Below are 21,723 nucleotides of genomic sequence, written 5' to 3' on the forward strand. Positions count from 1 at the left end.
GACATGGAAGGGTAAGTTACCAGAGATAATGCGGACATCCATCGTAGCCATAATTTAACAAAAGAGCATAGTTCTCTTTAGGTCACCTATCTATGCCCATATAAATACAATGCTTCAATATATACCAAGGGGGTTTCTTTTTTAAATAATGAAATTCTGAGAATGAGCGAGATATCGAGAGTAATTTATAATATAGAGAGGAAGGAAAAATAATGAATGTTTTCACTTTTGGAATAAATGATGGGCATACAATTAAAGGTTTTGGAACAGGAGCAGTAGGCATAATTAATGAAAGTGAACAGACTAGGTTAGTTGGTGCAGAAGTAAGGAAGCTTTTAAAAGAAGCTGGCCACAATGCTATAAATTGTACTATAGATTATGCAAACAGTGTAAATGAAAGTTTATCTTTAATAATGGATCAAGCAAATAGACAAGACTTAGATTGGTTTATCTCAATACATTTTAATGCTGGTGGTGGTCAAGGTGTAGAAGCTTACACTTATGCGGGCAGGCAATATAAAGATGCAATAGACGTATGCGCTAATATAGCTAAATTAGGCTTTAAAAACAGGGGTGTAAAAGATGGTAAGGGCCTTTATGTTATTAGACGTACTGTTGCTAAATCTATGCTCATTGAAGTTTGCTTTGTAGATACTTCAGATGCTGAGCAATACTTGAAAGTGGGATATAAGGCTATTGCTAAAGCTATCGTAGCAGGATTGTTAGGGGAAGAAATTAAACCGATAATTAAACCAATAGAAAAGATAAAAGTTAATTACTGCTTAGAGTTTCAGCTCTGGTATAACAAAACAACTCAAACAACTACACCTTTAACACAGGATGGTATTTGGGGACCAGCTACAGATGCTGCATATAAACTTTTAGACAAATTAATAAGGGGTGAATATTAATGTTTGAATTATTAATTAGATATAGATTTGTTATTTTAGTTATCTTGGCCACTATTCTTTATGCGCATTGGAGTGGCAAAAATTTAAAACTCAAGCATATGCTCTTATGCTTCAGGCAAAACGATTGGCCAAAGATGAAGTTTTAAAAAATGGAGAACAACAAGTTGAGTGGATCATAAAACGAAGTTATCAATTCTTACCTAAAAAATTAACTATTTTTATATCTGAAGAACGCATGAGAAATATTATAAGATATTTGTATGAAAAATTAAAAGATGTTATAGATGATGGACAAGTAAATAATAGTTTATAACGGGTACAGCCGACTAATGTATTAGTATTAACTAGGTACGAAAAAATATTATTAGGTTTTTTAAGACAAGTTATATTGATAAATGGAAGGCTACCCTAAACTAAACACCTTAAACAAAATAATGTTAAACAATTAAAACTGATATTATTCCTTTATTATAAAGTTACTTATGAAAAATAAAGCATTGATTTATATGTATTTTTTTATATTTAAAAAGAAAAAACCATTTGGAACCCCAAATGGTTTTATTCTTTTAGTTCACTATAACCTTTTTATATTAAATAGTTATTTTCTATTCTAATAATTCTCCTCACAATAATAGTTAAATTCAATTATAGGATTTAAAGAATAGCTTGTGTATGGAGCAAAAAAACCAGATACGGAATGCTTAAACGACCAATTTTGTTTTAACATTATTGGTTGAGAAGGATTTAATACATTCTTTGTAAAAATTGCAGGTCCTGTTAGATCAAACCATGAATATTGTGAAATTGGCTTGATTGATCGTATTTTGTCATCAACATAATATTTATTAGTTTCAGTTCCCATAATATTTATTTCACGAACTATAGCAGTAGCTGGAATTGAAGTATCAGTACTTAAATCAAAACTTACATTACTTGATACTTTCTTAGTTGGTGTTACAACCATATTGGTATTAAGTGATTTTGTATATGAAGCAAGTCGATACTCTGGTGCTCCTATTAATATTGAATAACTACTTGTTGTGCTGAAACTTTCATTAGAATATACCTTTATATAGTAAGTTCCTGAAGTAGTAATTGTAAATCTTTCTTGCCTTTTAGTTGATGGCCCATGTATGCTTTTAGAAACAAGAGTACCATCTTCTGAAATAACCTCTGCAATTTTGTCATTATCGTATGATTTAAGAGTCAATGTTTGATTTCCAGAATAAAGAAATACTTTATACCAATCAGCGTCATTTGAGTCACTTAAAGTACCCGATAAAGGTATAGCCAGATATGATAATGAGTCTTGGATAGTATTTGCTTTAAGTTGGTATGCTGTGTCTTTAGTATCATTTACAATTGCAGTTGGAGTTCCATAGTTAATATGGGCAAAGACCATGCCAGTCATACCAGTTAAAGTAATACTTAATGTAAATAAAAACACTAAAAGTTTTTTTTGTAAAATTTTCATAATTACCCCCTATAAATTAAAATGATGCAATACTAGTTTATAATATCATTATTTCTATTTAAATACAAGTAATTCTGATTTGTTATAACCTTATTTGTATGTTAATATAAAATAAAGCTAAATTATACTTATGTATTGCCGATACTTATATATCTAAACTAAATATTAGGAGGAATTTAACTTGTATAATAGAGTATCTTCACTTACGTATTATAGAAATAACTATAATTCAAAATCTATAGGTAGTAACATATTAAATACTAATAAAGAAACAAGTAGTATCAATAATATTAATAGAATAACTAAGAAATATATTTCTGGTAATCTTGATGAACTTAAATTTAATAATAACGTTTTGAATGTGAAAAAAGGAACAAATTATAAAATTAAGACTTTAATGCATGGATATGCAGATATAGCTGTAAAAGAAAATAATAATGTAAAGTTACTTTTTTGTGATATGTATCCTGATAAAGATGTTTCAGAAGCATTTTCTGAAGGCGAATTTAACGATATGGCTCAATCAACTAAATTAGTTAACATTATAGGTGGCGATTATCCTTTAGATGAAAAGTTAAATTTATTAAGAATTTTTTTCCCGAATTGTCAAGAAGTAAAGGCTAGACTGGAAAGTTTGGGTGCTGAGACTGGAAAAATGATTCAATTTGATGATAAATCTGAAAAAGTGCTTCTTGAACCAAATGGTTGGTTATATACTCAAGAGGATCTTACAAATCTTAGAAGTGGTTATATGAATAATAATCTTTCACAATTCGGATATACTGAAAATTCTAAAATCATAATTGATGGTAAGGAATTTAAATTAGATAGTAATGGACATTTAAACATTCCTGAAGGTACTATATGTACACCAGATAGAGTTAAACTTATAAAATAGATTTGGGGTAGATGGAGCATGCCTGTAACCAAGGTTAAAGTGACATAGAACTGTTACTTTTGACTGTTTTTAATGTTGGCTCCACCCCATAATGTCATGAGACTGATATTTAACGCCATTACTTAAAAAATTGCTCAAGTGCAGATCTTATTACTTCACTTGCATTCCAGTAGCTCAGAAACTCTCTAAAGATTTATTTATTTACCACAAAAATACTTTTCTTGTGTACATTTATTTTTAATAATAAAAGATACCTTGCTTCCTTGCTGATTTTTGAATTTTAATTGGAATATAGATTTGATATTTTGTTTGTATTGGGAACTATTCTTTCGCTGTACTAGAGTGGCAGAAGTTTAAAACAGAAGCTTATACTTTAATGCTTCAAACAATGTATATGGCTAAAGATAGCATAATTAAGAGTGGGTAATCAAAAAAGCTTATCAATTTTTACCTGCAAAAACAACTATATTTTTAAGCGAACAGCGCATGAGAAGGATAGTACATTATTTATATGAAAAGCTAAAGACAAAGCAGATGATGGAGAAATAAATAACAGGATATAGTAAATATTTAAAAGCCAGAGGTTAGTTTAAATACTAATTCTCAGGCTTTTTTTATTTAAGAATAAAATTGGCAATAAGTGGACATGACTAACATATATATATAAATATGCTTCTAATAAATGCAATTTTATGGAAGTATTAGATATATTGTGTAAAATGTCGTTATTTGAGCTAATTTGTAATAAATCTATCATATTAAAAGCTTGTACCATTTAGTATACAGAACTATAATGTAGTTAAGAAGAGTATTATGGTTCTGTATCACGCTAGGAGGTGTGATTATGGGAGAAGTAATAAACTTATTTAAACGAATGGGGGGAAAACAGATGCCAAGTATATATGATGTAGCGAATTATTTTGTTACTAAAGGGAACTGCGAGGCAGAAGATCCAATTACTCCTTTAAAATTGCAAAAGTTATGCTATTATGCACAAGCGTGGAGTATGGTTTGGGATGGACAAGAATTATTCAAAGAAGATTTTCAAGCATGGGTGCATGGTCCAGCTAATTATAAATTATATAAAAAGTACAATGATGTCTCTATGAATTCTACAATTTGTACGGTTGACGAGGATTTCAATATAAATATATTCCGTGAGATGCAAATAGAAACATTGGATTCAGTTTGGGAGGCGTATGGGAAATTTGTTGGAAGCTATTTAGAACAATTAACTCATCAAGAAAGACCATGGAAACAGACAAGAGGAAACTTGCCACCAGGTATGGGCTGTGACAAAGTTATTCCAAAATCTTTAATGCGTGATTTTTATTCAGAGTTAAATGGGTAAAAAAGTTAACAATAAGGCATTGGAACTAAAAAAGCAGACATCTAGAGATATATCAACAGAATTAAAAGATGTTGATTATAACTTAAGAAAAGGTAAGCTAGCGTTTGAAAATGTTGTTCATAGTGGGTGCTCCATTACAGATTGGCAAGGTAGTGAATTAAAGCTATTAATTGATGCATTTCAGAAGTTAGAAACGTTAACATGGAATCAAATTATGGTAGACACTGGATTGAATTATGAAAGAAATAAATTTATTGCAATAAAACTTCCAAGTGAAGTTCCAACTGATGCCAAACTATGTTCTTTTAGAGTTAATCAAAAAAAACGGGTTTATGGATACAGAGCACAAGAATTCTTTTATATGATATGGTTTGATAAAAATCATATTGTATGTCCTATGAATAAAACAAAGAAATTTCCCGCATAAATAGAAGGTAAACATATGCCTCTGGCTTCGGCCAGGGCTATTTTTTTGCTATTTATTGCTTTATAATAGAACGCATGTTCACTATAATTAAAACAATAAAGGAAGTGGAGTAAATGATTACTAAAAAGCAAAAACAAGTTATTAAAGTAATTAATGACTTTATTATAGATAATAAGTACTCACCAAGCGTAAGAGAATTAGCATCAATTTAAAATTTAAAATCATCATCATCAGTACAAAGGTATTTAGTTAAGTTACAAGAAGAAGGGTATATTGAAAGAAATGAGAAAATGTCACGAACTTTACATATTTTAAACTATCAGGAGGATTAAAGCATGAAAGTTGTAGCAAAGCCCATTCAAGTAGTTTCTTGGACTGATGAAAAGGGTAATATAAATCCAATAAGGTTTAAGATAACAAAGCATTTCTGTAGTTAAAATAGATAGAGTGATTACTATAGTTAAAGAGAAACTAGCAGGTAACCTTATGCTTGTGTTTAAGTGCCAAAGTGTAGTAAATGGAGCTGATAAGTTATATGAGATTAAATATGAGCTAAGCACGTGTAAGTGGGTCTTATTTAAAATTTAAGAACAGTTACTAAGATTAATGAGGAGCGACTTTGAACTTTATTTTTGTTCATTTAGAAAATGGTTAAATCTGTAATTATATGTTGCAAATGGATTTAATATGTATTATTATTGACCTTGTGAGTTTTTAGGAAAAGGGTGAGGATTATGGGTGAAAAAATAGAATTGCTTAGAAATAAATTAGAAAAGTTAATATCAGTTGCTGATAGCCTTGTTGATAGTGAAGTTGTTTCTTTAAGCCAGGAATTAGACAAGCTTATTTTTCAATATTATTTATGCGAAGTTGAAATATAAATAAAGTTAATATTTTCTTCGGTATAATTCCAGAGATTTTTTTATTTTTTGTATGTTTATTTCTCTTTTTTTTATAAAATTTCTCTATTTTTCCCTTTCTTTTTTTATTTTCCAAAGGCAAAAAATATTAAGCCATACTTTTTCGTGGCCATGTTTTGTGAGAGGTAAATTTCTTTAGTCGAGTGCCTAAATGAAAAAGTCCGTATACTTTTATCTTTAGCGCACGCCTTATTTTATTTTGAGTACTTTTCTTGATTGGACAAAGCTGATCCAAGGCTACTAAATATATTGTGTTATTTGGCTTTTCTAGCAAATACAGTGGCTATTCATTTTTAAGTTACCTACATACTTTCATTTTTACGAGTTAGGTCACAAATACAGTGTATTTTTATTTCATTTTACGTATACATTTTAGTACTTTAAAAAATCAAAATACAGAGTCCTTTCATTTATGTCGATACTTGTAACACGAAAAATAGAGGTATATGAGATGTGGTGGGGGAATAGATAAAGTATTACATATTAATGAAGAGGGGGGTAATGGCATGGGATTAAAGGTTAGAAAGAGTTTTGGGCCTAAAGGATTTAAAGTTAATGTAGGGAAGAACGGCTTTTCATCTACAAGCTTAAAAATTGCACCAGGAGTAACGATTAATTCAAAACGCGGGTTAACTGTTGGCATACCAGGAACAGGTATAAGTTACAATGCTGGTGGTAAAAAAAGAAAGAGTAGTTCCCAAAAAATACCAATATTTCGGCGGCTAATGTGGCTGAAAGGAATTTAAAGATTGAAAGACAAAAGGATTACAATCAGAAATTTAAAGAATTTACTGGTGGGTACAATAAAAAAGCAATTATCGCTATTATTGTTTCATTTGCTTTATGTGCAACCCCTTTGGGCCCAGTAGGGCTACTGTTAGTAATTCCTTCATTAGTTTGGTTTATATTTGATACAATTTTAAAAGTAATTAAGTTCAATAAGCATATAAAGAATAATGTACTAGAATAAATAAAAGCAGCTGGAGTTTATACCCTAGCTGCTTTTATTTATTCTTTATTAATTTGCTTGGATGCACCCCCAAGACATTACTTATCTTTATTAGTAGATCTAATTTTATATCCCACTTCCCATTCTCGAGCTCACTTAAATAATTTCTACTTATTCCTATCTTTTCAGCTAGGATCTGTTGTGTCATTTTCTTAGCCTGTCTAATTTCTTTTATCTTTAGTATGTACATGTCCATATTTTAATTATATAAGTCAGCAATATCAATGTACACAGGTAAGTAATGTAAGGTATTGTTACGTAGCAAGTCTTGTTTGCACCTTACGTTCTTTATATAATTTATCTGGGGTGATGATATGCTAATACACAGGGTTAGGTTTGGTAGTTCTTTAATCAAGGAACTTGATGAAAAATTGAGGGAACTATCAAAACAAACAAGAATCCCAATATCAAGGCTAGTAGATGAAGCCATAGAAGACCTTTTAAAGAAACATTCTGCTGAAAAGTAGGGTGTTTTGTTCTTTTTTGTAAGAATTTAGTGCTAAATTGTCGGAAGTGTCGAGGTGCTCGACGTTATTTGGCCTTATAATAGATAAGGAAAGTAAACAAATAAAAATAAAATTATAAAAATAAATTTTAAAACATACTGTTTTTTTAGAGATATTTACTTATTTATATATACATAGGGAATTTCCAAATATAGAAGTCACTCCTATGTGATAGAAAGGAGAAAAGCAAATATTAAAAAATATTGGTTGAGGTATATAAAACTTCAATACCAATTGTACTATTCATGTATAACTTCAAAAATGAGGGATAAATATCAAAATATTAACTGGAGCGAAATACGAACTTATGTTCTTTGCATGAGAAAGGCAAAATGTTATCATTGAAATATTACTAATGCAACGGTGCATAACAAATAATCGACAAAGGGGGAATGTTGAAATGAAAAGCACAGACAAAATCAACATAGAAAAGGCATGGGACTCAAAAGCGGAGGCACATAATAATATATTTGATTTCCTAGAAGCAAAGGGATTGAACAATGGAGAATTGTTAGAGTTTAAAGAGCTACTTAAAGAATGTTCATGCAGAGAAATTGAACTAAATTTATTATATGGAGAAATACAATAAAAGTTTTGTGCACTTTTCGTGCACTTTTCTTGATTTTTGAGCATAAAAAAAGACTTTCAAGAAAACCTTGAAAGTCTTATGGTGCCGGAGGCGGGAATCGAACCCGCACGGTTGTTACACCTTCGGATTTTGAGTCCGACGCGTCTGCCAGTTCCACCACTTCGGCATGTCTGACAAAAACTAGTTTAACATATATTTATAAATAATGCAATAGGTATTGTTTACTTTACTAATGATTTTTTTATAGATAAAGAATTTACACTAAATATTAACCTTTAGGATAAGTTAAATTTAGAAATGCTACATTTGGTATTTATTTTATGTGAACAATAAGAATAGTTAATCTTTCTATAAAGAATTGAAAACACCATACAAAGTATAGTATTATATGAAGTACAAAGAAAAATGTTAATTTTAGAAAATAATATATAGTTACAACAGTGTTAAGTTGCTATAGTGAGGAGAACAACATGAAGATAATATTAGATACTATCATTGATAAAAATAGGTGCTGGACGTCGGAGGGCAAGGTTGCATCTTATATACCAGAACTTTTCAAAGCAGATGCCCAGGCGCTTGGTGTGTGCATAAGCACTCTTGAAGGGGAAGAATTTTTTGCAGGAGATTATGAGATGAAATTCACAATACAAAGCATATCCAAAGTAATCACACTTATGCTGGCTATAATTGACAATGGCGTAGATTATGTATTTTCTAAAATAGGAATGGAGCCAACAGAGGCTGCGTTTAATTCAATAATAAGTTTAGAAAGCAATAATAACCAAAAACCCTTAAATCCAATGATAAATTCAGGAGCGATTGCAACAGTTTCTCTAGTTTTAGGAGATACTGCAGATGAAAAATTTAATAGGATATTAGACTTTACAAGAAAGATTACAGGTAATCCTGGTATTAATATTAATGAAAGTGTTTACGCCTCTGAAAAGGCTACAGGGGATAGAAATAGATCATTAGCATATTTTATGAAGGGTACAGGGATTATAGAGGGTGATGTGGAAGAGGTCCTAGATGTATACTTTAGACAGTGTTCCATGGAGGTTAATTGTAGGGATATCTCAAGAATAGGAGCAATGCTTGCTAATTCGGGTGTTATAGTATCTAACAATGAAAGGGTCATATCAAGGGAAGCAGCTAGAATAATTAAAACTATAATGGTTACTTGTGGTATGTATGACGGTTCAGGTGATTTTGCAGTGCACATAGGAGTACCTGCAAAAAGTGGCGTGGGCGGAGGCATAATGGCAGCGGTTCCTAGAAGAATGGGTATTGGAGTAGTTGGACCGTCCTTAGATGAAAAGGGCAATAGCATTGCTGGAATAAAGGTTTTAGAGGAATTATCTAAGGAGCTAGATTTAAGCATATTTTAAAATAAAACATAGTAGAAAGAAGGGGTCACCATGTCTAAGGAAAGATTATTAATTTTAGATGGGCATAGCCTTATGTATAGAGCGTTTTATGCATTGCCAGCCCTAACAAATTCAGATGGAATATATACTAATGCGGTTTACGGCTTTACAAGTATGCTTTTAAAGATGAAAGAGGAGTTTGCACCAGATTATATTGTTACTACCTTTGACAGGAAGGCACCTACTTTTCGTCATGAAGATTACAAAGATTACAAAGCAGGTAGAAAAAAGATGCCTGATGAACTTATAGGGCAGTTTTCTCTAGTTAGAGAACTGTTAGAGAAGATGGCTATAGATATTTTTGAATTAGATGGCTTTGAAGCAGATGACTTAATAGGGACACTATCTGTATTTGCAGAAAATCAAGGCATAGAAGTTTTTATAGTAACAGGCGATAGAGATGCACTTCAACTTGCCACGGATAATGTTAAAGTTGTAATAAACAAAAAAGGAATGTCAGAAAAGGAAATATATGATAGGAATCGAATAATAGAAGAAATGGGAGTAACGCCTACTGAATTTATAGATGTAAAAGGCTTAATGGGGGACGCCTCAGATAATATCCCCGGTGTGCCAGGTATTGGTGAAAAAACTGCTTATAAGCTTATTAAAGAGTATAAGAGTATAGAAAATCTTCTTATGAATATCGATAAGGTTAGCGGTAAAAAACTTGTTGAGAACTTAATGACTTACAGTGAACAGGCTATTTTTAGTAAAAAATTAGCTACAATTATTACCAGCGTACCTATGGAAATAGATTTAAATTCAATTAAATCAAAAGAAAAGTACGATGTACGTGCTGTAAAGGATTTATTCTATAGATTACAATTTAAATCTTTAATAAGCAAAATACCAGATGAAAAGGAAGCTATTGAGGAAGTGTTTTCTGCTGAGTTTACAGTAATAGATAACCTACTAGCATTACAGGAAATAATTGTTGAAATAAAAGACACTATTTATATTATTTTTGATATTGCAAATGCAAGTATATTTTCTAAAATCACTTTGAATAACATATACCTTAACTATATGGGAAAAAATTATTTAATTAAGGTTGCTGAGTTATTTACTGAAGATAAAGAAAAAACTATAAATTACTTAAAAACACTGCTGGAAAATAACAACATTAAAAAGGTAAGCCACTCTATAAAGAATGCTTATACTGCTCTTAGTAAGTATGGTATTAAGCTACAAGGGGTTAAATTTGACATAGAGCTTGCGGCCTATTTGCTTGATTCAGCTCAAAATGAGTACAGTCTGCAAACACTTATAGAGACTAATCTTAGAACTAGTATCTCTGGTGATGATAATGAAAAGGAAATTAATAAAGTATCGTTATTAAAAGAGCTTTATGAAAACCTAGAAAAGAAGATTGAAGAGTATAACATGGGGGAACTTTTATATAAGGTGGAGCAGCCCTTAACAGAGGCTATATCATATATGGAGGCGGAAGGATTTAACATAGACAAGGATATGTTAACTGAACTTTCTAAGAAATTTGCTCTCGAAATAAGTGAAATGGAAAGTACTATTTATGCTTTATCCGGAGAAGAATTTAATATAAAATCACCAAAGCAATTAGGTAAAATATTATTTGAAAAGTTAGATTTACCTGTTATAAAGAAAACAAAGACAGGATATTCAACTAATGCAGAGGTTTTAGAGGCGCTAAATGATAAACACCCTATTATCACTGAAATTACACGATATAGACAGCTAACAAAGATATTTTCTACCTACATTGAAGGACTTAAGGCAGTTATTGATACTGATGGTAGAATACATTCTAGTTTTACTCAAACAGTTACAACTACAGGAAGATTATCAAGTACAGAGCCTAACTTGCAGAACATTCCCATAAAATATGAAATGGGTAGAGCTATAAGAAAAGTATTTATTCCACACAATGAAGAGTGTGTTATTTTATCTGCGGATTATTCACAAATAGAACTTAGAGTACTCGCTCATATATCACAAGATGAAAATCTAATTGATGCTTTTATTAAACATAGTGATATTCATACAAGAACCGCATCAGAGGTATTTAATGTGCCTATTGAAGAAGTTACGAAGCTTATGAGAAGTAACGCCAAGGCTGTAAATTTTGGTATAGTATATGGTATTGGAGAATTTAGTTTAGCAAAGGATATAAATGTATCTAGAAGTGAAGCTAAAACATATATAGAAGCTTATTTTGCAAGATACCCAAAGGTTAAAAAATACATGGAAGATATAGTGGTGGAAGCTGAAAAAAATAGTAGTGTTACTACAATATTAAATAGAAGAAGATTTATTCACGAAATAAACTCTTCAAATAAAATTGTGCAGTCCTTTGGAAAGCGCTTAGCCATGAATACACCTATCCAAGGAAGTGCGGCTGATATTATTAAACTAGCTATGGTGAACGTGTTTGATAAATTAAAAGAAAAGGGATTAAAAAGTACATTAATACTTCAAGTTCATGATGAACTAATATTAAATGTATATAAAGATGAGATTGATGCAGTTCAGAATTTAGTTAAAGACCAGATGGAAAATGTTATTAAGCTTTTAGTTCCTTTAGAAGTGGAAATAAGCATTGGTGAAACTTGGTATGAGGCTAAGTAATGAAAATGCTAAAGGTTGGTATAACAGGTGGTATAGGTAGTGGAAAGAGCACTGTAACTAATATGCTAAGGGGTAAAAAGTTTCCCATTGTTGATGCAGATATTGTAGCTAGAGAGATATTTGTAATATACCCTGAGGTTCTTCGTCAAATTAAAGAGGAATTCGGAAATGAATTTTTTGACGAACAAGGTAATATAAAAAGGAAAGAACTTGGAAAATATATTTTTAGGAATGATTTGAGCAGAAAGAAGCTTGAAGATATTACAGTGCCTTTTATAATAAAAGAAATAAACAGCAAAATAAAAACATATGAAGAAGCTAATTGCAAGTTATGCTTTGTAGATGCACCTACTTTAATAGAGAATAATCTACATACTAGTATGGATGCAGTTATATTAGTTTGGGTAGACAGTGACACTCAAGTTCAAAGAGTTATGCTTCGTGATTCCATGAATTTAGATGAAACCATGGATAGAATAAGAGCTCAAATGCCTCTTCTGGAAAAGAAAAGATTTGCAGATTTTATTATTGATAATGGAGGAAGCATTGAAGATACTAAGTTGCAGTTAGATTCAATTATTACGGAGCTAGAAAGGTTAAAAGTGGAGAAATGAAAATTAAAAAAATAATAAAATTTATAATTTTTACTTTCTTGATTATCATATTGATTAATTTAAAAAGTATTTTTAAAAGCTTTTATCCAATAAAATATGAAAATCAAATAGTTAAGTATTCGCAGAGATATAACGTAGACCCGTTTTTAGTTGCAGCTGTGATTAGAACAGAAAGTAATTTTAATGAAAGGGCTATTTCCCATAGGGGTGCCTATGGGCTTATGCAGATAATGCCTGATACAGCATTGTGGATTGCTGAAAATATGCAATTACCGAATTTTAAAATGGAAGCATTATATAATACTGAAGTTAATATTGCTATGGGATGTTGGTATATAGATAATTTAAATAGTGAATTTAACGGAGATGTAGATTTGGTACTGGCAGCTTATAATGGTGGTCGTGGAAATGTTCAAAAGTGGCTTAAAAATAAAGAATACTCTAGTGATGGTAAAAGCTTATATGCAATACCCTTTGAAGAAACAGATAAGTATGTAAAAAAGGTAAATACAAATTATAATATTTACTTTAAATTATATGGTGATGAACTAAATAATAGCAAATAAAAATTATTGACAATTTATATTAAGCTAATATATAATAAATCTTGTAGTCATAAGGGATAAACACCTATGTGACTATAAGATTATATCCCTTATAAAACAAAATTTTGCGATAGTGGCGGAATGGCAGACGCGCACGTTTAAGGGGCGTGTGGGAGACCGTACGGGTTCAAGTCCCGTCTGTCGCACCAAGAAAATGAAGAAAGGCAAAATGTCTTTCTTTTTTTTATTAACATTTATGAAAAACCTATATAATATTAATGCTAAATTATAGTTTAACAGGGGGAATAGATATGGAAAATAATAAATTATCAAAAGCAACTTTTGCAGGTGGATGTTTTTGGTGCATGGTTGATTGTTTTTATCTTCTTGAAGGAGTTATAGAAGTAAAGGTAGGCTATGCAGGTGGAAATACCGATAATCCCACTTATGAACAAGTTAAATCACAACTTACGGGCCATTATGAAGTAGCTCAGGTTATATATGATGAGGAAATAACAAAATATGAAGAGCTTCTTGAAATGTATTGGAGGCAGATAAACCCTACAGATGATCAAGGGCAGTTTCAAGACAAGGGAGATTCATATAGGACTGCAATCTTTTATGAAGATGAAAGACAAAGAAATCTTGCAGAAGTGTCTAAGAATGAATTAGAACAATCGGGAAAATATAAAAAGGCTATTGTTACAAAAATATTGCCACTTACAAATTTTTATTTAGCAGAGGAATATCATCAAGACTTTTCAACTAAAAATACTAAGGAGTATAAAGAAGATAGAGCAAAATCGGGAAGAGATGAATTTTTAAAAGAAATATGGAAAAACTAACATCTGAAAGAGGTGTTGTTTATGAAAGATAGAGAAAAAAATTTGGATATAAAACACAAGAAATCTTATGAAAAAGAAAGTAAAGAGAGTAATCCTGTTACTATTAATGGTGATAGTAACATGCGAAAACCTGTAAGAGGACTAAAGTAGATGAAAAATAAAGGGGTGTAATTATACCCCTTTATTTTTTTGCCAGTTATATTATTTTTTTATAACTACTAAAAGTTAGTATCAAAACACCTAGTCTAGCATAAATTGTTAATGTGTTAATAATATGGTAGATAGGAGGATAATTATGAAGCCAGATAATAGGAGCATTGAAGAAATAGACATGATTGAAGAAACAGACGCGCTTGAAGAATATGAAATGATTCCGCTAGATCCTAGGATGTATGGATATGAACAAAGAAATATGACTAAAGATTATGATTTTACCCCCGGCATAGAGAAAACAACAGGGTATATGAATAATGCAAACTTAGGTATGGAGATGTATCCAAGTATGGAGATGTACCCAAATATTAATAGGTGTCCATATATGGGTATAAATCAAAACATGGAAATGAACCGAGATATGCAGGTAAATCCAAGTATAGAAACTAGCCTAAATTTTGGAGCACCACCAAATATGGATACAGATATAGGAGAATTTAAAGATGAATATAATGATCCTAATAGAATTGATGAAACCTGCAATGATGTTGATTCTATTGTAAGAAAAATGGAAAGATATAACCCCTCAGTATTTAGACTTTTAAATAGATGTCGTATGCCTTACACAGAGGCAAATGATGTAGTAAGAAGAATTGTTAGATTAACACTTATGTATAGCGAGGAGTAAAGATAGTCTAAACTTAACATAAAATATAAAATTATTATTTTGCAACACTATAAAAGCTTATAGGGTTGCTTTTTTTATTGAGGATTACTAAACATTATGGAACATATATCTATTTAATATATACTTTTCTTGAAGGAAATTTAATAGTAACGTAGAATTTAATGATTTAGGTTATGAAGAATTAAATAGATATAAAAGAGGCATAGCAAAGGTGATAAGATGTAAAATTAAAGAGGTGTGAATATGTTTAATATAGATATTAAGTTTGATGATATAAACATCATAAATGTAGAAAAAGAAGATGTTATTAATATTGAAAATTGGATTAATGGCCAACAAGATTTTAATGTGAATGCCCTAAATAATTATGGTATCAAGGAATTCTATGAGAGATACTTGGAATATTACATCAGTGAAGGAGAGTACTTTCTTAAGGTATTATTCAGTGGTAAACTTATAGGTATTATAAAGGGGAGAATAGAATTTAAAAATCCCAATGAAGTGTGGATTATGTGTTATTTGATAGAATTTAGATTGTACAGTTGTGAAATTTCTACTAAAATTATTGATGAGTTTTTAAAACATTTATATAAAAATTATGGAATATGTAACTTTTATACTTTTGTTTCAACTAACAATCATGGGATGCTAGAGTTTTGGAAAAGTAATAACTTTGATATAAGTAGAATAACAAGTAATTTTTTAGAACTAAATAGTAAAGAAGAGGATATATTAATTTTAAAAAAAAGAATACAATGTGAATAAAAACAAAGTATGGTTACATATATTAATATAGATACGAGGATAGAAAGTAGTAAAATTTAAAATGTATTGACATTTCTTTGGAAAATCATTTATAATAAAAAAGCTGAGTCCTATTTATTTATAGGTACGGAGGAACCAAGAAAATTGGGGTTAATCTAGAGATAGTAATTATTCACTAGTAGGGAGCCTTCATCCCGAACCCGTCAGCTAACTTCGGAAGCTTTAGGAGGGTATTAAATATGAGTATTTTAAAGTTTAATTTGGTTAAGTTTGTAGTCTTTGTATTAGCAATAGGAGTTTGTACAAGTATAAAAACTCAAGTGGTAAAGGCAGATGTAGCAATTAAAGGTCAAACACAAGTTGTTCTTCGCTCTGCAACTTTTAAAACAGATAATGTTATAAAAGTCCCAGATAGAAGCGCAGAGAAAAAGCAAAAGGAAGCGGAGAAGAGATTGTCTAGAGGTGAAACTTCATCAAGCTCTTCAAATTCAGAAGGCAGAAATGATATAATCTCTTATGCATATGATTTTATTGGAAAACCTTATGTATGGGGAGCAGAGGGTCCAAAGTCTTTTGATTGTTCAGGTTTTACAAAGTATGTTTATAGGGCATTTGGGGTAAGTTTACCACATTATACAGGTTCTCAAATTGGTGAGGGAAGCTCGGTATCAAGAAAGAATTTAAAACAAGGCGATTTAGTTTTTTTCAATACAGATGGATCATCAGTTTCGCATGTTGGAATTTATGTTGGGGACGGGGAGTTTATACACGCATCCTCGGGAAGCCACAAAGTTACAGTTAGTAACTTAGGCCAGAGCTATTACAATGCGGCATATGTTGGTGCAAGAAGAATACTTGAATAAATATAATTATAGGTCTGACATTGATTGTCAGACTTTTTTATTGCGGTAAATATCTAATAACATTATATTTTTTTCTTTTTTTATTCTAAAATCATCTTCTAAGTAATAATATTCTAAATAAGGCAAATGAAAATAAATACACGAATATATTGATTTGTTATTTATTTAAAGGGGCCCAAAGATTTATTAAGTTGGGGGATGTTAATGTGAGGTATACTAGGTATAATTATAAACCACAAAGGAAAAACAATAATTTTATGATTGTCATTGTACTAACCTTAATAGCGGCAATTACCCTAGGTACGATTTTTTCCAGATTATTGCCTAAAAATAGTGAGCCTAATAACAGTAAACAAGGTAAAACTACTAACAGTGATTTAGGAAAAGATGGCGAAATAAATAAAGGGAATGTAGATGTTTCTAAGGTGATTTCTGAAAGCCAAACTAAAGATTATATAGCGATTCAATGCGGTGCATATACTAAGAAAGAAAACGCTTTAGTTTTGAAAAATAAGTTAATTAAGATTGGCACTCCATTTATTATTGAAGAAGATAACCTGAATAAAGTTTTGCTTGGTATTTACCCCATGGACAGTGTAGATGGTGTTATGAAGCAGCTTAATGAAGATAAAATAGATTATGTAAAAGTTAAACTCCAGCTGAATTCTAAGGATAAGGCTGATGCACAAACAAGTGAAATGATAAGTGCAGATATTAAAATATTAAATAAACTCTCGGAAAAAGACACTAAATCAGTTCAAACTATAGAATTTAAAAAATGGTTAAGTTCTTTAGAAACTTTGGTGGAGGATAATGTAGGATATAAGGATATGAATGAGATAAAGTTATATTTAAATGCTCTGCCGGAAGAATTGAAAAGGGAGAAAGCGGAGCAGGAGTATGTGTATGTTTATAAATTCATAAAAAAAATAATAAATGGATAATAATAGAATAAGTCTTTAAAATACAAATAGAGTATTTAAATCTATTTGTATTTTTTTAGTTGGATGTTATTAGAAATCATTGCTAATCAATGAGTTTCAATTATAAACTTTCCTTTAATAATCCTTTATGCACTTGTTTATGAATTTATTAAATGTTAAAATGTATAAGATACATAAGTAAAGTGGGGGATAAAATTTGAAAAATGCAGAAAAAAGAAATCAATATTTTATTTTTTTTATTCTGATAGGTGCTATTTCTGGAAGTTTCATAGGGGAATTATTGGGCAATAATATAAATGCACTTAAATTTTTAAGCAGTACATACACTATTGGCATGAGAAATCCTATGCTTATAGATTTAAAAGTATTAGCTGTAAATTTTGGCATAAATTTTAATATTAATATTATGTCTATGGTAGGCGTTGTTTTGGCAATAATATTATATAGAAAATATTAGGAGTGATCAAGTGAATATTATTTTAGCTTCTGCGTCTTTACGTAGGGCAGAACTTTTAAAAAAGGTAACTGATAATTTCAAGATAGTGGTAAGTAACTTTGAAGAAAGTGACATACCATTCAATGGTAATTGCGGGGACTATGTTATGGCACTGGCAAGAGGAAAGGCTATGGATATTTGTAGTGGTATCAAAAAACCATCTGTCATAATAGGATGTGATACTGTAGTATACCTTAATGGAAAGGTACTTGGCAAACCTAAAGATAGTATGGAGGCTTTCCAAATGCTTAGTGATTTAAGTGGAAATACACATGAGGTATATACAGGAATTGCAGTAATAAACACTGAAACTCAAGATATTATTACTGAATATGTTCGTACAGAAGTAAAATTTTCGAAGCTCACAGAGGAACAAATAAACAAGTACATTGAAACAGGAGAATCATTCGATAAAGCAGGAGCTTATGGAATACAAGGAGGGGCGTCTTTATTTGTGGAGGAAATAAAGGGGTGCTATTATAATGTTGTTGGGCTACCTGTAAATAAGTTATCATTTATGTTAAGGGAGATGGGGGTCAATCTATAAAGGAGTTGTTTTATGGGTATGACTTATAAAATTATGGATTTGCCTCAAAATGAAAGACCAAGGGAAAAATTGTTAAGATACGGTGCTGAAACTTTGTCTAACAATGAACTACTAGCTATTATACTTAGAACCGGATCAAAACAGGAGAATATTATAAATCTTTGTGGTAGAATAATTTCAGAATGTGGTGGACTAAATGGGCTTTTAAATTCCAGTGCAGAAGAATTTACGAAGATAAAGGGAATTGGAAGTGCTAAAGCAACACAACTTCTAGCTATTATAGAGATTTCAAAAAGGCTTAGAAGTTTTAAATCAGGAGAAGATTATAAAATTACTTCGCCAAAAGATATCGCGCAGTATCTTATGGAGGAAATGAGATACTTAAAAAAAGAATATCTTAAACTAATCATGCTAAACACAAAGAACGTCATTATAAGCATAAAAGATATCTCAATTGGAAACTTAAATAGTTCAATAGTTCATCCAAGAGAAGTTTTTTATGAAGCCATTAAAAAGTGTAGTGCTTCTGTAGTTATTTGTCACAATCATCCATCAGGAGATCCTACTCCAAGCAAGGAAGACATAAACATCACTACAAGGCTTAAAGAATGCGGTAAATTATTAGGCATAGAAGTGCTTGATCATGTAATTATTGGTAATGGAACTTATGTGAGTTTAAAAGAAAAGGGAATGCTTTAGATACGAAAGGAGAAATTATAATGGGAATATTTGGAATGTCTCGTGATATGGGAATAGATTTAGGAACAGCAAATACATTAGTTTACTTGAAGGGGAAAGGTATTGTACTGAGGGAGCCTTCTGTTGTAGCAGTAAATAGAAATACAAATAAGGTTTTAGCAGTTGGTAATGAAGCTAAAGAGATGATAGGTAGAACACCAGGTAACATTGTTGCTATTAGACCAATGAAAGATGGAGCAATTGCAGATTTTGATATTACGGAAAAAATGCTTAGGCACTTTATAAATAAAGTTACTTCCAAAGGATTTACAAGTCCAAGAGTTGTAGTTGGATTCCCATCTGGAGTAACTGAAGTTGAAAAGAGAGCAATAGAAGAAGCGACTAAGAGGGCAGGTGCAAGAGAAGCTTATTTAATGGAAGAACCAATGGCAGCAGCTATTGGAGCTGGACTTCCTGTAAATGAACCAACTGGTAGTATGATAGTAGATATTGGTGGAGGAACCACTGAGGTGGCTATAATCTCATTAGGTGGGATTGTAACAAGCAAGTCTTTAAGGGTTGCAGGAGATGAATTAGATCAATCTATAATAGCATTCATTAAGAAGCAGTATAATCTGATGATAGGAGAGAGAACTGCAGAAAACATTAAAATGGAGCTTGGGTCAGCATTTATATTAGAAGATGATGACATGAGCATGGAGATAAGAGGAAGAGATTTAATATCAGGATTACCAAAAATTATAGAAATAACACAAAAGGAAATAAGAGAAGCATTAAGTGAACCAATCCAATCAATAATAGAGGCAATTATAACAACCTTAGAGAAAACACCACCAGAGCTTGCATCCGATATAATGGACAAAGGAATCATGCTAACTGGCGGAGGAGCATTAATAAAAGGAATAGATGCACTTATAAATCGTGAAACACACATGCCTGTACACATAGCTGAAAACCCACTTGATTGTGTTGCTATAGGGGCAGGAAAAGCTCTCGACAATATAGATGTTATGAGTAAAAGAAGATAAAAATGAAATTTGTAAAAAATAAACTGGCAGTAGTTATTATAATACTGTCAGTTACGTTTTTATCTTTAATAGCCTATAGTGCAAATAGGGAAAAGATGTCTATAGTGGAGAATGGTGTGGGTGTAACGATAAATTCAGTACAGGGTGTATTTTATAAGGGGTTTTATAAAATAAGAGATTCTTTTAAATTTATAACAAATTTTTCAAACGTCAAAAAAGAAAATGAAGAACTTAGAAAAACTAACATTGAATTTCAAGGAAAGGCTTTAGAATATAATAATCTAGAGCAAGAAAATGAAAGATTAAGAGGTATGCTTAATTTTTCAAAAGAAAGAAACGAATACAACTATGTAGGTGCTGATATAATTGGAGTAAGCGGAAATAATTTTTTAGATGGCTTTATAATAAATAAGGGTGAAAATAAAGGCATAAAAAAAAGAATGATAGCTATGACTGGAGAAGGATTGGTAGGCCAAGTTACTTCTGTAGGGAATAATTGGGCAATAGTGCAATGCTTATCTAATGAAAATATCGCAGTAGCAGCGCTTGTTCAAAACACAAGTGAAAATAATGGTATTGTTAAGGGATATAAGGATGAGAATAATAAGTTGCTTGCAGAAATACAGAGGCTTTCTTTGGATTCGCTTATAAAAAAAGATAATGTAATAGTAACATCTGGACTTGGTGGAATATACCCTTCAGGAATTAGGATAGGTAAGGTTTTAAGTGTTCATGAGGATAAAGGTGAGGTAATGAAAAGTGCTATAATAGAACCATACGTTAACTTTTCCAAGATTGAAGAAGTATTTATTGTTGTGCCAAAAGAAAATAGAGAAATAAAATATTAGGGGTTGTATTATGAAAAGGATATTAACGGTAGTATTTTTATGTATTCTATTTCTAATATTAGATAACACTTTAATGCCTTTACTTAGTGTAAATGGCGCATGGCCGAGTCTAATATTTACATTTGCACTGTGCTATTCCATTGTTAGTTCTCCTAAAGATGCACTGATAATAGGAGTTTTTACTGGAGCGCTTCAGGATATATATTTTTTGAATGGATTGGGAACTAACATGTTTACAAATATGCTTATGTGTCTTGTAGCTGCAAAGATAGGTAAAAGCATATTCATTGAAAGATCATTCTTGCCAGTAATATCCTCTTTTGTGTTGAGCTTAACAAAAGGATTAATAGTGTTTTCTATATTGTTTTTGATGAAACAATATACACAAATGACTACAATATTATATCAGGCAATATATAATTTTGTAATTTCTATATTTATGTATAAATTTACATATTGGCTTTCTCAAAAGACATATATGATTAAGGAGTGGAAATTTTAGCATGATATATGTTAATATTGCAGCATCGCAGATGATGATTTAATAATTTTTAATAGGTTGGTGAAAT

General features: G+C 30.9%; 29 protein-coding genes, 2 tRNA genes and 1 riboswitch. Of the genes, 28 read left to right on the plus strand and 3 right to left on the minus strand.

The features are described 5' to 3' along the window. The first annotated feature begins 212 nt into the window (after positions 1–212). Entirely contained in the window at positions 213–911 is a 699-nt protein-coding gene (locus tag LGK97_RS02815; protein WP_226258227.1) for an N-acetylmuramoyl-L-alanine amidase, read from the plus strand. A gap of 67 nt (positions 912–978) precedes the next feature. Further along, entirely contained in the window at positions 979–1,224 is a 246-nt protein-coding gene (locus LGK97_RS02820) for a hypothetical protein (RefSeq protein WP_226258228.1), read from the plus strand. Positions 1,225–1,521: 297 nt separating this feature from the next. Here LGK97_RS02820 and LGK97_RS02825 read toward each other — a convergent pair whose 3' ends face one another. Continuing rightward, the gene (locus tag LGK97_RS02825; protein WP_226258229.1) at positions 1,522–2,385 is read right to left on the minus strand and encodes a hypothetical protein; all 864 of its coding nucleotides are present in this window, start codon (positions 2,383–2,385) and stop codon (positions 1,522–1,524) included. Between the two features lie 181 nt (positions 2,386–2,566). Between LGK97_RS02825 and LGK97_RS02830 the strand changes: the two genes are divergently transcribed. The 7 genes from LGK97_RS02830 (at position 2,567) to LGK97_RS02865 (ending at position 6,951) form a co-directional block, all read left to right on the plus strand. Continuing rightward, positions 2,567–3,283, plus strand: a complete 717-nt coding sequence (locus LGK97_RS02830; protein ID WP_226258230.1) for a hypothetical protein — start codon at positions 2,567–2,569, stop codon at positions 3,281–3,283. 844 nt (positions 3,284–4,127) lie between these two features. Then, positions 4,128–4,634 carry a Panacea domain-containing protein gene (locus LGK97_RS02835; RefSeq protein WP_226258231.1) on the plus strand — a complete coding sequence of 169 codons (507 nt, stop codon included), beginning with the start codon at positions 4,128–4,130 and terminating at the stop codon, positions 4,632–4,634. Further along, a complete protein-coding gene (locus LGK97_RS02840; protein WP_226258232.1) occupies positions 4,627–5,061 on the plus strand; it encodes an MAG6450 family protein in 435 nt (144 codons plus the stop codon). Before LGK97_RS02835 ends, LGK97_RS02840 begins: the two co-directional genes overlap by 8 nt. 113 nt (positions 5,062–5,174) lie before the next feature. Continuing rightward, entirely contained in the window at positions 5,175–5,273 is a 99-nt protein-coding gene (locus LGK97_RS02845) for a hypothetical protein (RefSeq protein ID WP_226258233.1), read from the plus strand. A gap of 522 nt (positions 5,274–5,795) precedes the next feature. Then, complete coding sequence (locus LGK97_RS02855) at positions 5,796–5,942, plus strand: aspartyl-phosphate phosphatase Spo0E family protein (protein ID WP_226258234.1); 147 nt, start codon at positions 5,796–5,798, stop codon at positions 5,940–5,942. A 545-nt stretch (positions 5,943–6,487) separates the two neighbouring features. After that, the gene (locus tag LGK97_RS02860) at positions 6,488–6,727 is read left to right on the plus strand and encodes a DUF4236 domain-containing protein (protein ID WP_226258235.1); all 240 of its coding nucleotides are present in this window, start codon (positions 6,488–6,490) and stop codon (positions 6,725–6,727) included. After that, the gene (locus LGK97_RS02865) at positions 6,709–6,951 is read left to right on the plus strand and encodes a hypothetical protein (RefSeq protein WP_226258236.1); all 243 of its coding nucleotides are present in this window, start codon (positions 6,709–6,711) and stop codon (positions 6,949–6,951) included. The genes LGK97_RS02860 and LGK97_RS02865 overlap by 19 nt, the downstream gene beginning before the upstream one ends. Before the next feature lie 34 nt (positions 6,952–6,985). On the opposite strand, the gene LGK97_RS20020 is transcribed toward LGK97_RS02865, so the two are convergent. Beyond that, on the minus strand, positions 6,986–7,186 hold the full coding sequence (locus LGK97_RS20020; RefSeq protein WP_413228412.1) for a helix-turn-helix domain-containing protein: 201 nt from the start codon (positions 7,184–7,186) through the stop codon (positions 6,986–6,988). Between the two features lie 118 nt (positions 7,187–7,304). On the opposite strand from LGK97_RS20020, the gene LGK97_RS02875 reads away from it, so the two are divergent. Beyond that, positions 7,305–7,457: a ribbon-helix-helix domain-containing protein gene (locus tag LGK97_RS02875; protein ID WP_226258237.1), complete on the plus strand. Its 153-nt coding sequence runs from the start codon at positions 7,305–7,307 to the stop codon at positions 7,455–7,457. Positions 7,458–7,896: 439 nt separating this feature from the next. After that, the gene (locus LGK97_RS02880; RefSeq protein ID WP_226258238.1) at positions 7,897–8,085 is read left to right on the plus strand and encodes a hypothetical protein; all 189 of its coding nucleotides are present in this window, start codon (positions 7,897–7,899) and stop codon (positions 8,083–8,085) included. 79 nt (positions 8,086–8,164) lie between these two features. Here the strand turns inward: LGK97_RS02880 and LGK97_RS02885 are convergent. Continuing rightward, positions 8,165–8,251: transfer RNA gene (locus LGK97_RS02885), tRNA-Leu, on the minus strand. Positions 8,252–8,555: 304 nt separating this feature from the next. On the opposite strand from LGK97_RS02885, the gene glsA reads away from it, so the two are divergent. From glsA to mreD, 17 genes are all read left to right on the plus strand, one after another. Next, the gene (gene glsA / locus LGK97_RS02890) at positions 8,556–9,473 is read left to right on the plus strand and encodes a glutaminase A (protein WP_226258239.1); all 918 of its coding nucleotides are present in this window, start codon (positions 8,556–8,558) and stop codon (positions 9,471–9,473) included. Positions 9,474–9,503: 30 nt separating this feature from the next. Beyond that, complete coding sequence (gene polA, locus LGK97_RS02895) at positions 9,504–12,119, plus strand: DNA polymerase I (RefSeq protein ID WP_226258240.1); 2,616 nt, start codon at positions 9,504–9,506, stop codon at positions 12,117–12,119. A gap of 5 nt (positions 12,120–12,124) precedes the next feature. After that, positions 12,125–12,733 carry a dephospho-CoA kinase gene (gene coaE / locus LGK97_RS02900; protein ID WP_226258450.1) on the plus strand — a complete coding sequence of 203 codons (609 nt, stop codon included), beginning with the start codon at positions 12,125–12,127 and terminating at the stop codon, positions 12,731–12,733. After that, complete coding sequence (locus tag LGK97_RS02905) at positions 12,730–13,299, plus strand: lytic transglycosylase domain-containing protein (RefSeq protein ID WP_226258241.1); 570 nt, start codon at positions 12,730–12,732, stop codon at positions 13,297–13,299. Before coaE ends, LGK97_RS02905 begins: the two co-directional genes overlap by 4 nt. 106 nt (positions 13,300–13,405) lie before the next feature. Then, positions 13,406–13,487 (plus strand) — tRNA-Leu (locus LGK97_RS02910). 102 nt (positions 13,488–13,589) lie between these two features. Further along, the gene (gene msrA / locus LGK97_RS02915) at positions 13,590–14,123 is read left to right on the plus strand and encodes a peptide-methionine (S)-S-oxide reductase MsrA (RefSeq protein WP_226258242.1); all 534 of its coding nucleotides are present in this window, start codon (positions 13,590–13,592) and stop codon (positions 14,121–14,123) included. A gap of 21 nt (positions 14,124–14,144) precedes the next feature. Further along, positions 14,145–14,273 carry a hypothetical protein gene (locus LGK97_RS19745; RefSeq protein WP_264174959.1) on the plus strand — a complete coding sequence of 43 codons (129 nt, stop codon included), beginning with the start codon at positions 14,145–14,147 and terminating at the stop codon, positions 14,271–14,273. A 145-nt stretch (positions 14,274–14,418) separates the two neighbouring features. Next, positions 14,419–14,964: a hypothetical protein gene (locus LGK97_RS02920; RefSeq protein WP_226258243.1), complete on the plus strand. Its 546-nt coding sequence runs from the start codon at positions 14,419–14,421 to the stop codon at positions 14,962–14,964. Between the two features lie 243 nt (positions 14,965–15,207). Further along, positions 15,208–15,729 carry a GNAT family N-acetyltransferase gene (locus LGK97_RS02925; RefSeq protein ID WP_226258244.1) on the plus strand — a complete coding sequence of 174 codons (522 nt, stop codon included), beginning with the start codon at positions 15,208–15,210 and terminating at the stop codon, positions 15,727–15,729. A gap of 91 nt (positions 15,730–15,820) precedes the next feature. Beyond that, positions 15,821–15,965: riboswitch (cyclic di-AMP (ydaO/yuaA leader) on the plus strand. 3 nt (positions 15,966–15,968) lie between these two features. Further along, positions 15,969–16,592 (plus strand): C40 family peptidase, encoded by a 624-nt coding sequence (locus LGK97_RS02930; protein ID WP_226258245.1) that lies wholly within the window; start codon positions 15,969–15,971, stop codon positions 16,590–16,592. Positions 16,593–16,798: 206 nt separating this feature from the next. After that, on the plus strand, positions 16,799–17,536 hold the full coding sequence (locus tag LGK97_RS02935) for an SPOR domain-containing protein (protein WP_226258246.1): 738 nt from the start codon (positions 16,799–16,801) through the stop codon (positions 17,534–17,536). Between the two features lie 196 nt (positions 17,537–17,732). Then, positions 17,733–17,993, plus strand: coding sequence for a DUF4321 domain-containing protein (locus LGK97_RS02940; RefSeq protein ID WP_226258247.1), 261 nt, complete (start codon positions 17,733–17,735; stop codon positions 17,991–17,993). Between the two features lie 10 nt (positions 17,994–18,003). After that, positions 18,004–18,579, plus strand: a complete 576-nt coding sequence (locus LGK97_RS02945; RefSeq protein WP_226258248.1) for a Maf-like protein — start codon at positions 18,004–18,006, stop codon at positions 18,577–18,579. 12 nt (positions 18,580–18,591) lie between these two features. Then, positions 18,592–19,278, plus strand: coding sequence for a RadC family protein (radC, locus tag LGK97_RS02950; protein WP_226258249.1), 687 nt, complete (start codon positions 18,592–18,594; stop codon positions 19,276–19,278). A gap of 20 nt (positions 19,279–19,298) precedes the next feature. Next, positions 19,299–20,306: a rod shape-determining protein gene (locus LGK97_RS02955; RefSeq protein ID WP_226258250.1), complete on the plus strand. Its 1,008-nt coding sequence runs from the start codon at positions 19,299–19,301 to the stop codon at positions 20,304–20,306. A 2-nt stretch (positions 20,307–20,308) separates the two neighbouring features. Beyond that, positions 20,309–21,154 carry a rod shape-determining protein MreC gene (mreC, locus tag LGK97_RS02960; RefSeq protein ID WP_226258251.1) on the plus strand — a complete coding sequence of 282 codons (846 nt, stop codon included), beginning with the start codon at positions 20,309–20,311 and terminating at the stop codon, positions 21,152–21,154. Between the two features lie 10 nt (positions 21,155–21,164). Continuing rightward, positions 21,165–21,656 (plus strand): rod shape-determining protein MreD, encoded by a 492-nt coding sequence (gene mreD / locus LGK97_RS02965; protein ID WP_226258252.1) that lies wholly within the window; start codon positions 21,165–21,167, stop codon positions 21,654–21,656. Positions 21,657–21,723 lie beyond the last annotated feature (67 nt).

This window comes from Clostridium sp. CS001 (assembly GCF_020443565.1).
Taxonomy (GTDB): Bacteria; Bacillota; Clostridia; order Clostridiales; family Clostridiaceae; genus Clostridium_AD.

Bases quoted from the DNA above. Each gene is read 5' to 3' on its own strand.
- LGK97_RS02855 (WP_226258234.1), top strand. From the start codon at position 5,796: ATGGGTGAAAAAATAGAATTGCTTAGAAATAAATTAGAAAAGTTAATA.
- LGK97_RS19745 (WP_264174959.1), top strand. From the start codon at position 14,145: ATGAAAGATAGAGAAAAAAATTTGGATATAAAACACAAGAAATCTTAT.
- LGK97_RS02815 (WP_226258227.1), top strand. From the start codon at position 213: ATGAATGTTTTCACTTTTGGAATAAATGATGGGCATACAATTAAAGGT.
- coaE (WP_226258450.1), top strand. From the start codon at position 12,125: ATGCTAAAGGTTGGTATAACAGGTGGTATAGGTAGTGGAAAGAGCACT.
- LGK97_RS02835 (WP_226258231.1), top strand. From the start codon at position 4,128: ATGGGAGAAGTAATAAACTTATTTAAACGAATGGGGGGAAAACAGATG.
- polA (WP_226258240.1), top strand. From the start codon at position 9,504: ATGTCTAAGGAAAGATTATTAATTTTAGATGGGCATAGCCTTATGTAT.
- mreD (WP_226258252.1), top strand. From the start codon at position 21,165: ATGAAAAGGATATTAACGGTAGTATTTTTATGTATTCTATTTCTAATA.
- LGK97_RS20020 (WP_413228412.1), bottom strand. From the start codon at position 7,186: ATGGACATGTACATACTAAAGATAAAAGAAATTAGACAGGCTAAGAAA.
- LGK97_RS02955 (WP_226258250.1), top strand. From the start codon at position 19,299: ATGGGAATATTTGGAATGTCTCGTGATATGGGAATAGATTTAGGAACA.
- msrA (WP_226258242.1), top strand. From the start codon at position 13,590: ATGGAAAATAATAAATTATCAAAAGCAACTTTTGCAGGTGGATGTTTT.
- glsA (WP_226258239.1), top strand. From the start codon at position 8,556: ATGAAGATAATATTAGATACTATCATTGATAAAAATAGGTGCTGGACG.
- LGK97_RS02905 (WP_226258241.1), top strand. From the start codon at position 12,730: ATGAAAATTAAAAAAATAATAAAATTTATAATTTTTACTTTCTTGATT.
- LGK97_RS02930 (WP_226258245.1), top strand. From the start codon at position 15,969: ATGAGTATTTTAAAGTTTAATTTGGTTAAGTTTGTAGTCTTTGTATTA.
- mreC (WP_226258251.1), top strand. From the start codon at position 20,309: ATGAAATTTGTAAAAAATAAACTGGCAGTAGTTATTATAATACTGTCA.
- LGK97_RS02925 (WP_226258244.1), top strand. From the start codon at position 15,208: ATGTTTAATATAGATATTAAGTTTGATGATATAAACATCATAAATGTA.
- LGK97_RS02880 (WP_226258238.1), top strand. From the start codon at position 7,897: ATGAAAAGCACAGACAAAATCAACATAGAAAAGGCATGGGACTCAAAA.
- radC (WP_226258249.1), top strand. From the start codon at position 18,592: ATGGGTATGACTTATAAAATTATGGATTTGCCTCAAAATGAAAGACCA.
- LGK97_RS02860 (WP_226258235.1), top strand. From the start codon at position 6,488: ATGGGATTAAAGGTTAGAAAGAGTTTTGGGCCTAAAGGATTTAAAGTT.
- LGK97_RS02840 (WP_226258232.1), top strand. From the start codon at position 4,627: ATGGGTAAAAAAGTTAACAATAAGGCATTGGAACTAAAAAAGCAGACA.
- LGK97_RS02875 (WP_226258237.1), top strand. From the start codon at position 7,305: ATGCTAATACACAGGGTTAGGTTTGGTAGTTCTTTAATCAAGGAACTT.
- LGK97_RS02845 (WP_226258233.1), top strand. From the start codon at position 5,175: ATGATTACTAAAAAGCAAAAACAAGTTATTAAAGTAATTAATGACTTT.
- LGK97_RS02920 (WP_226258243.1), top strand. From the start codon at position 14,419: ATGAAGCCAGATAATAGGAGCATTGAAGAAATAGACATGATTGAAGAA.
- LGK97_RS02825 (WP_226258229.1), bottom strand. From the start codon at position 2,385: ATGAAAATTTTACAAAAAAAACTTTTAGTGTTTTTATTTACATTAAGT.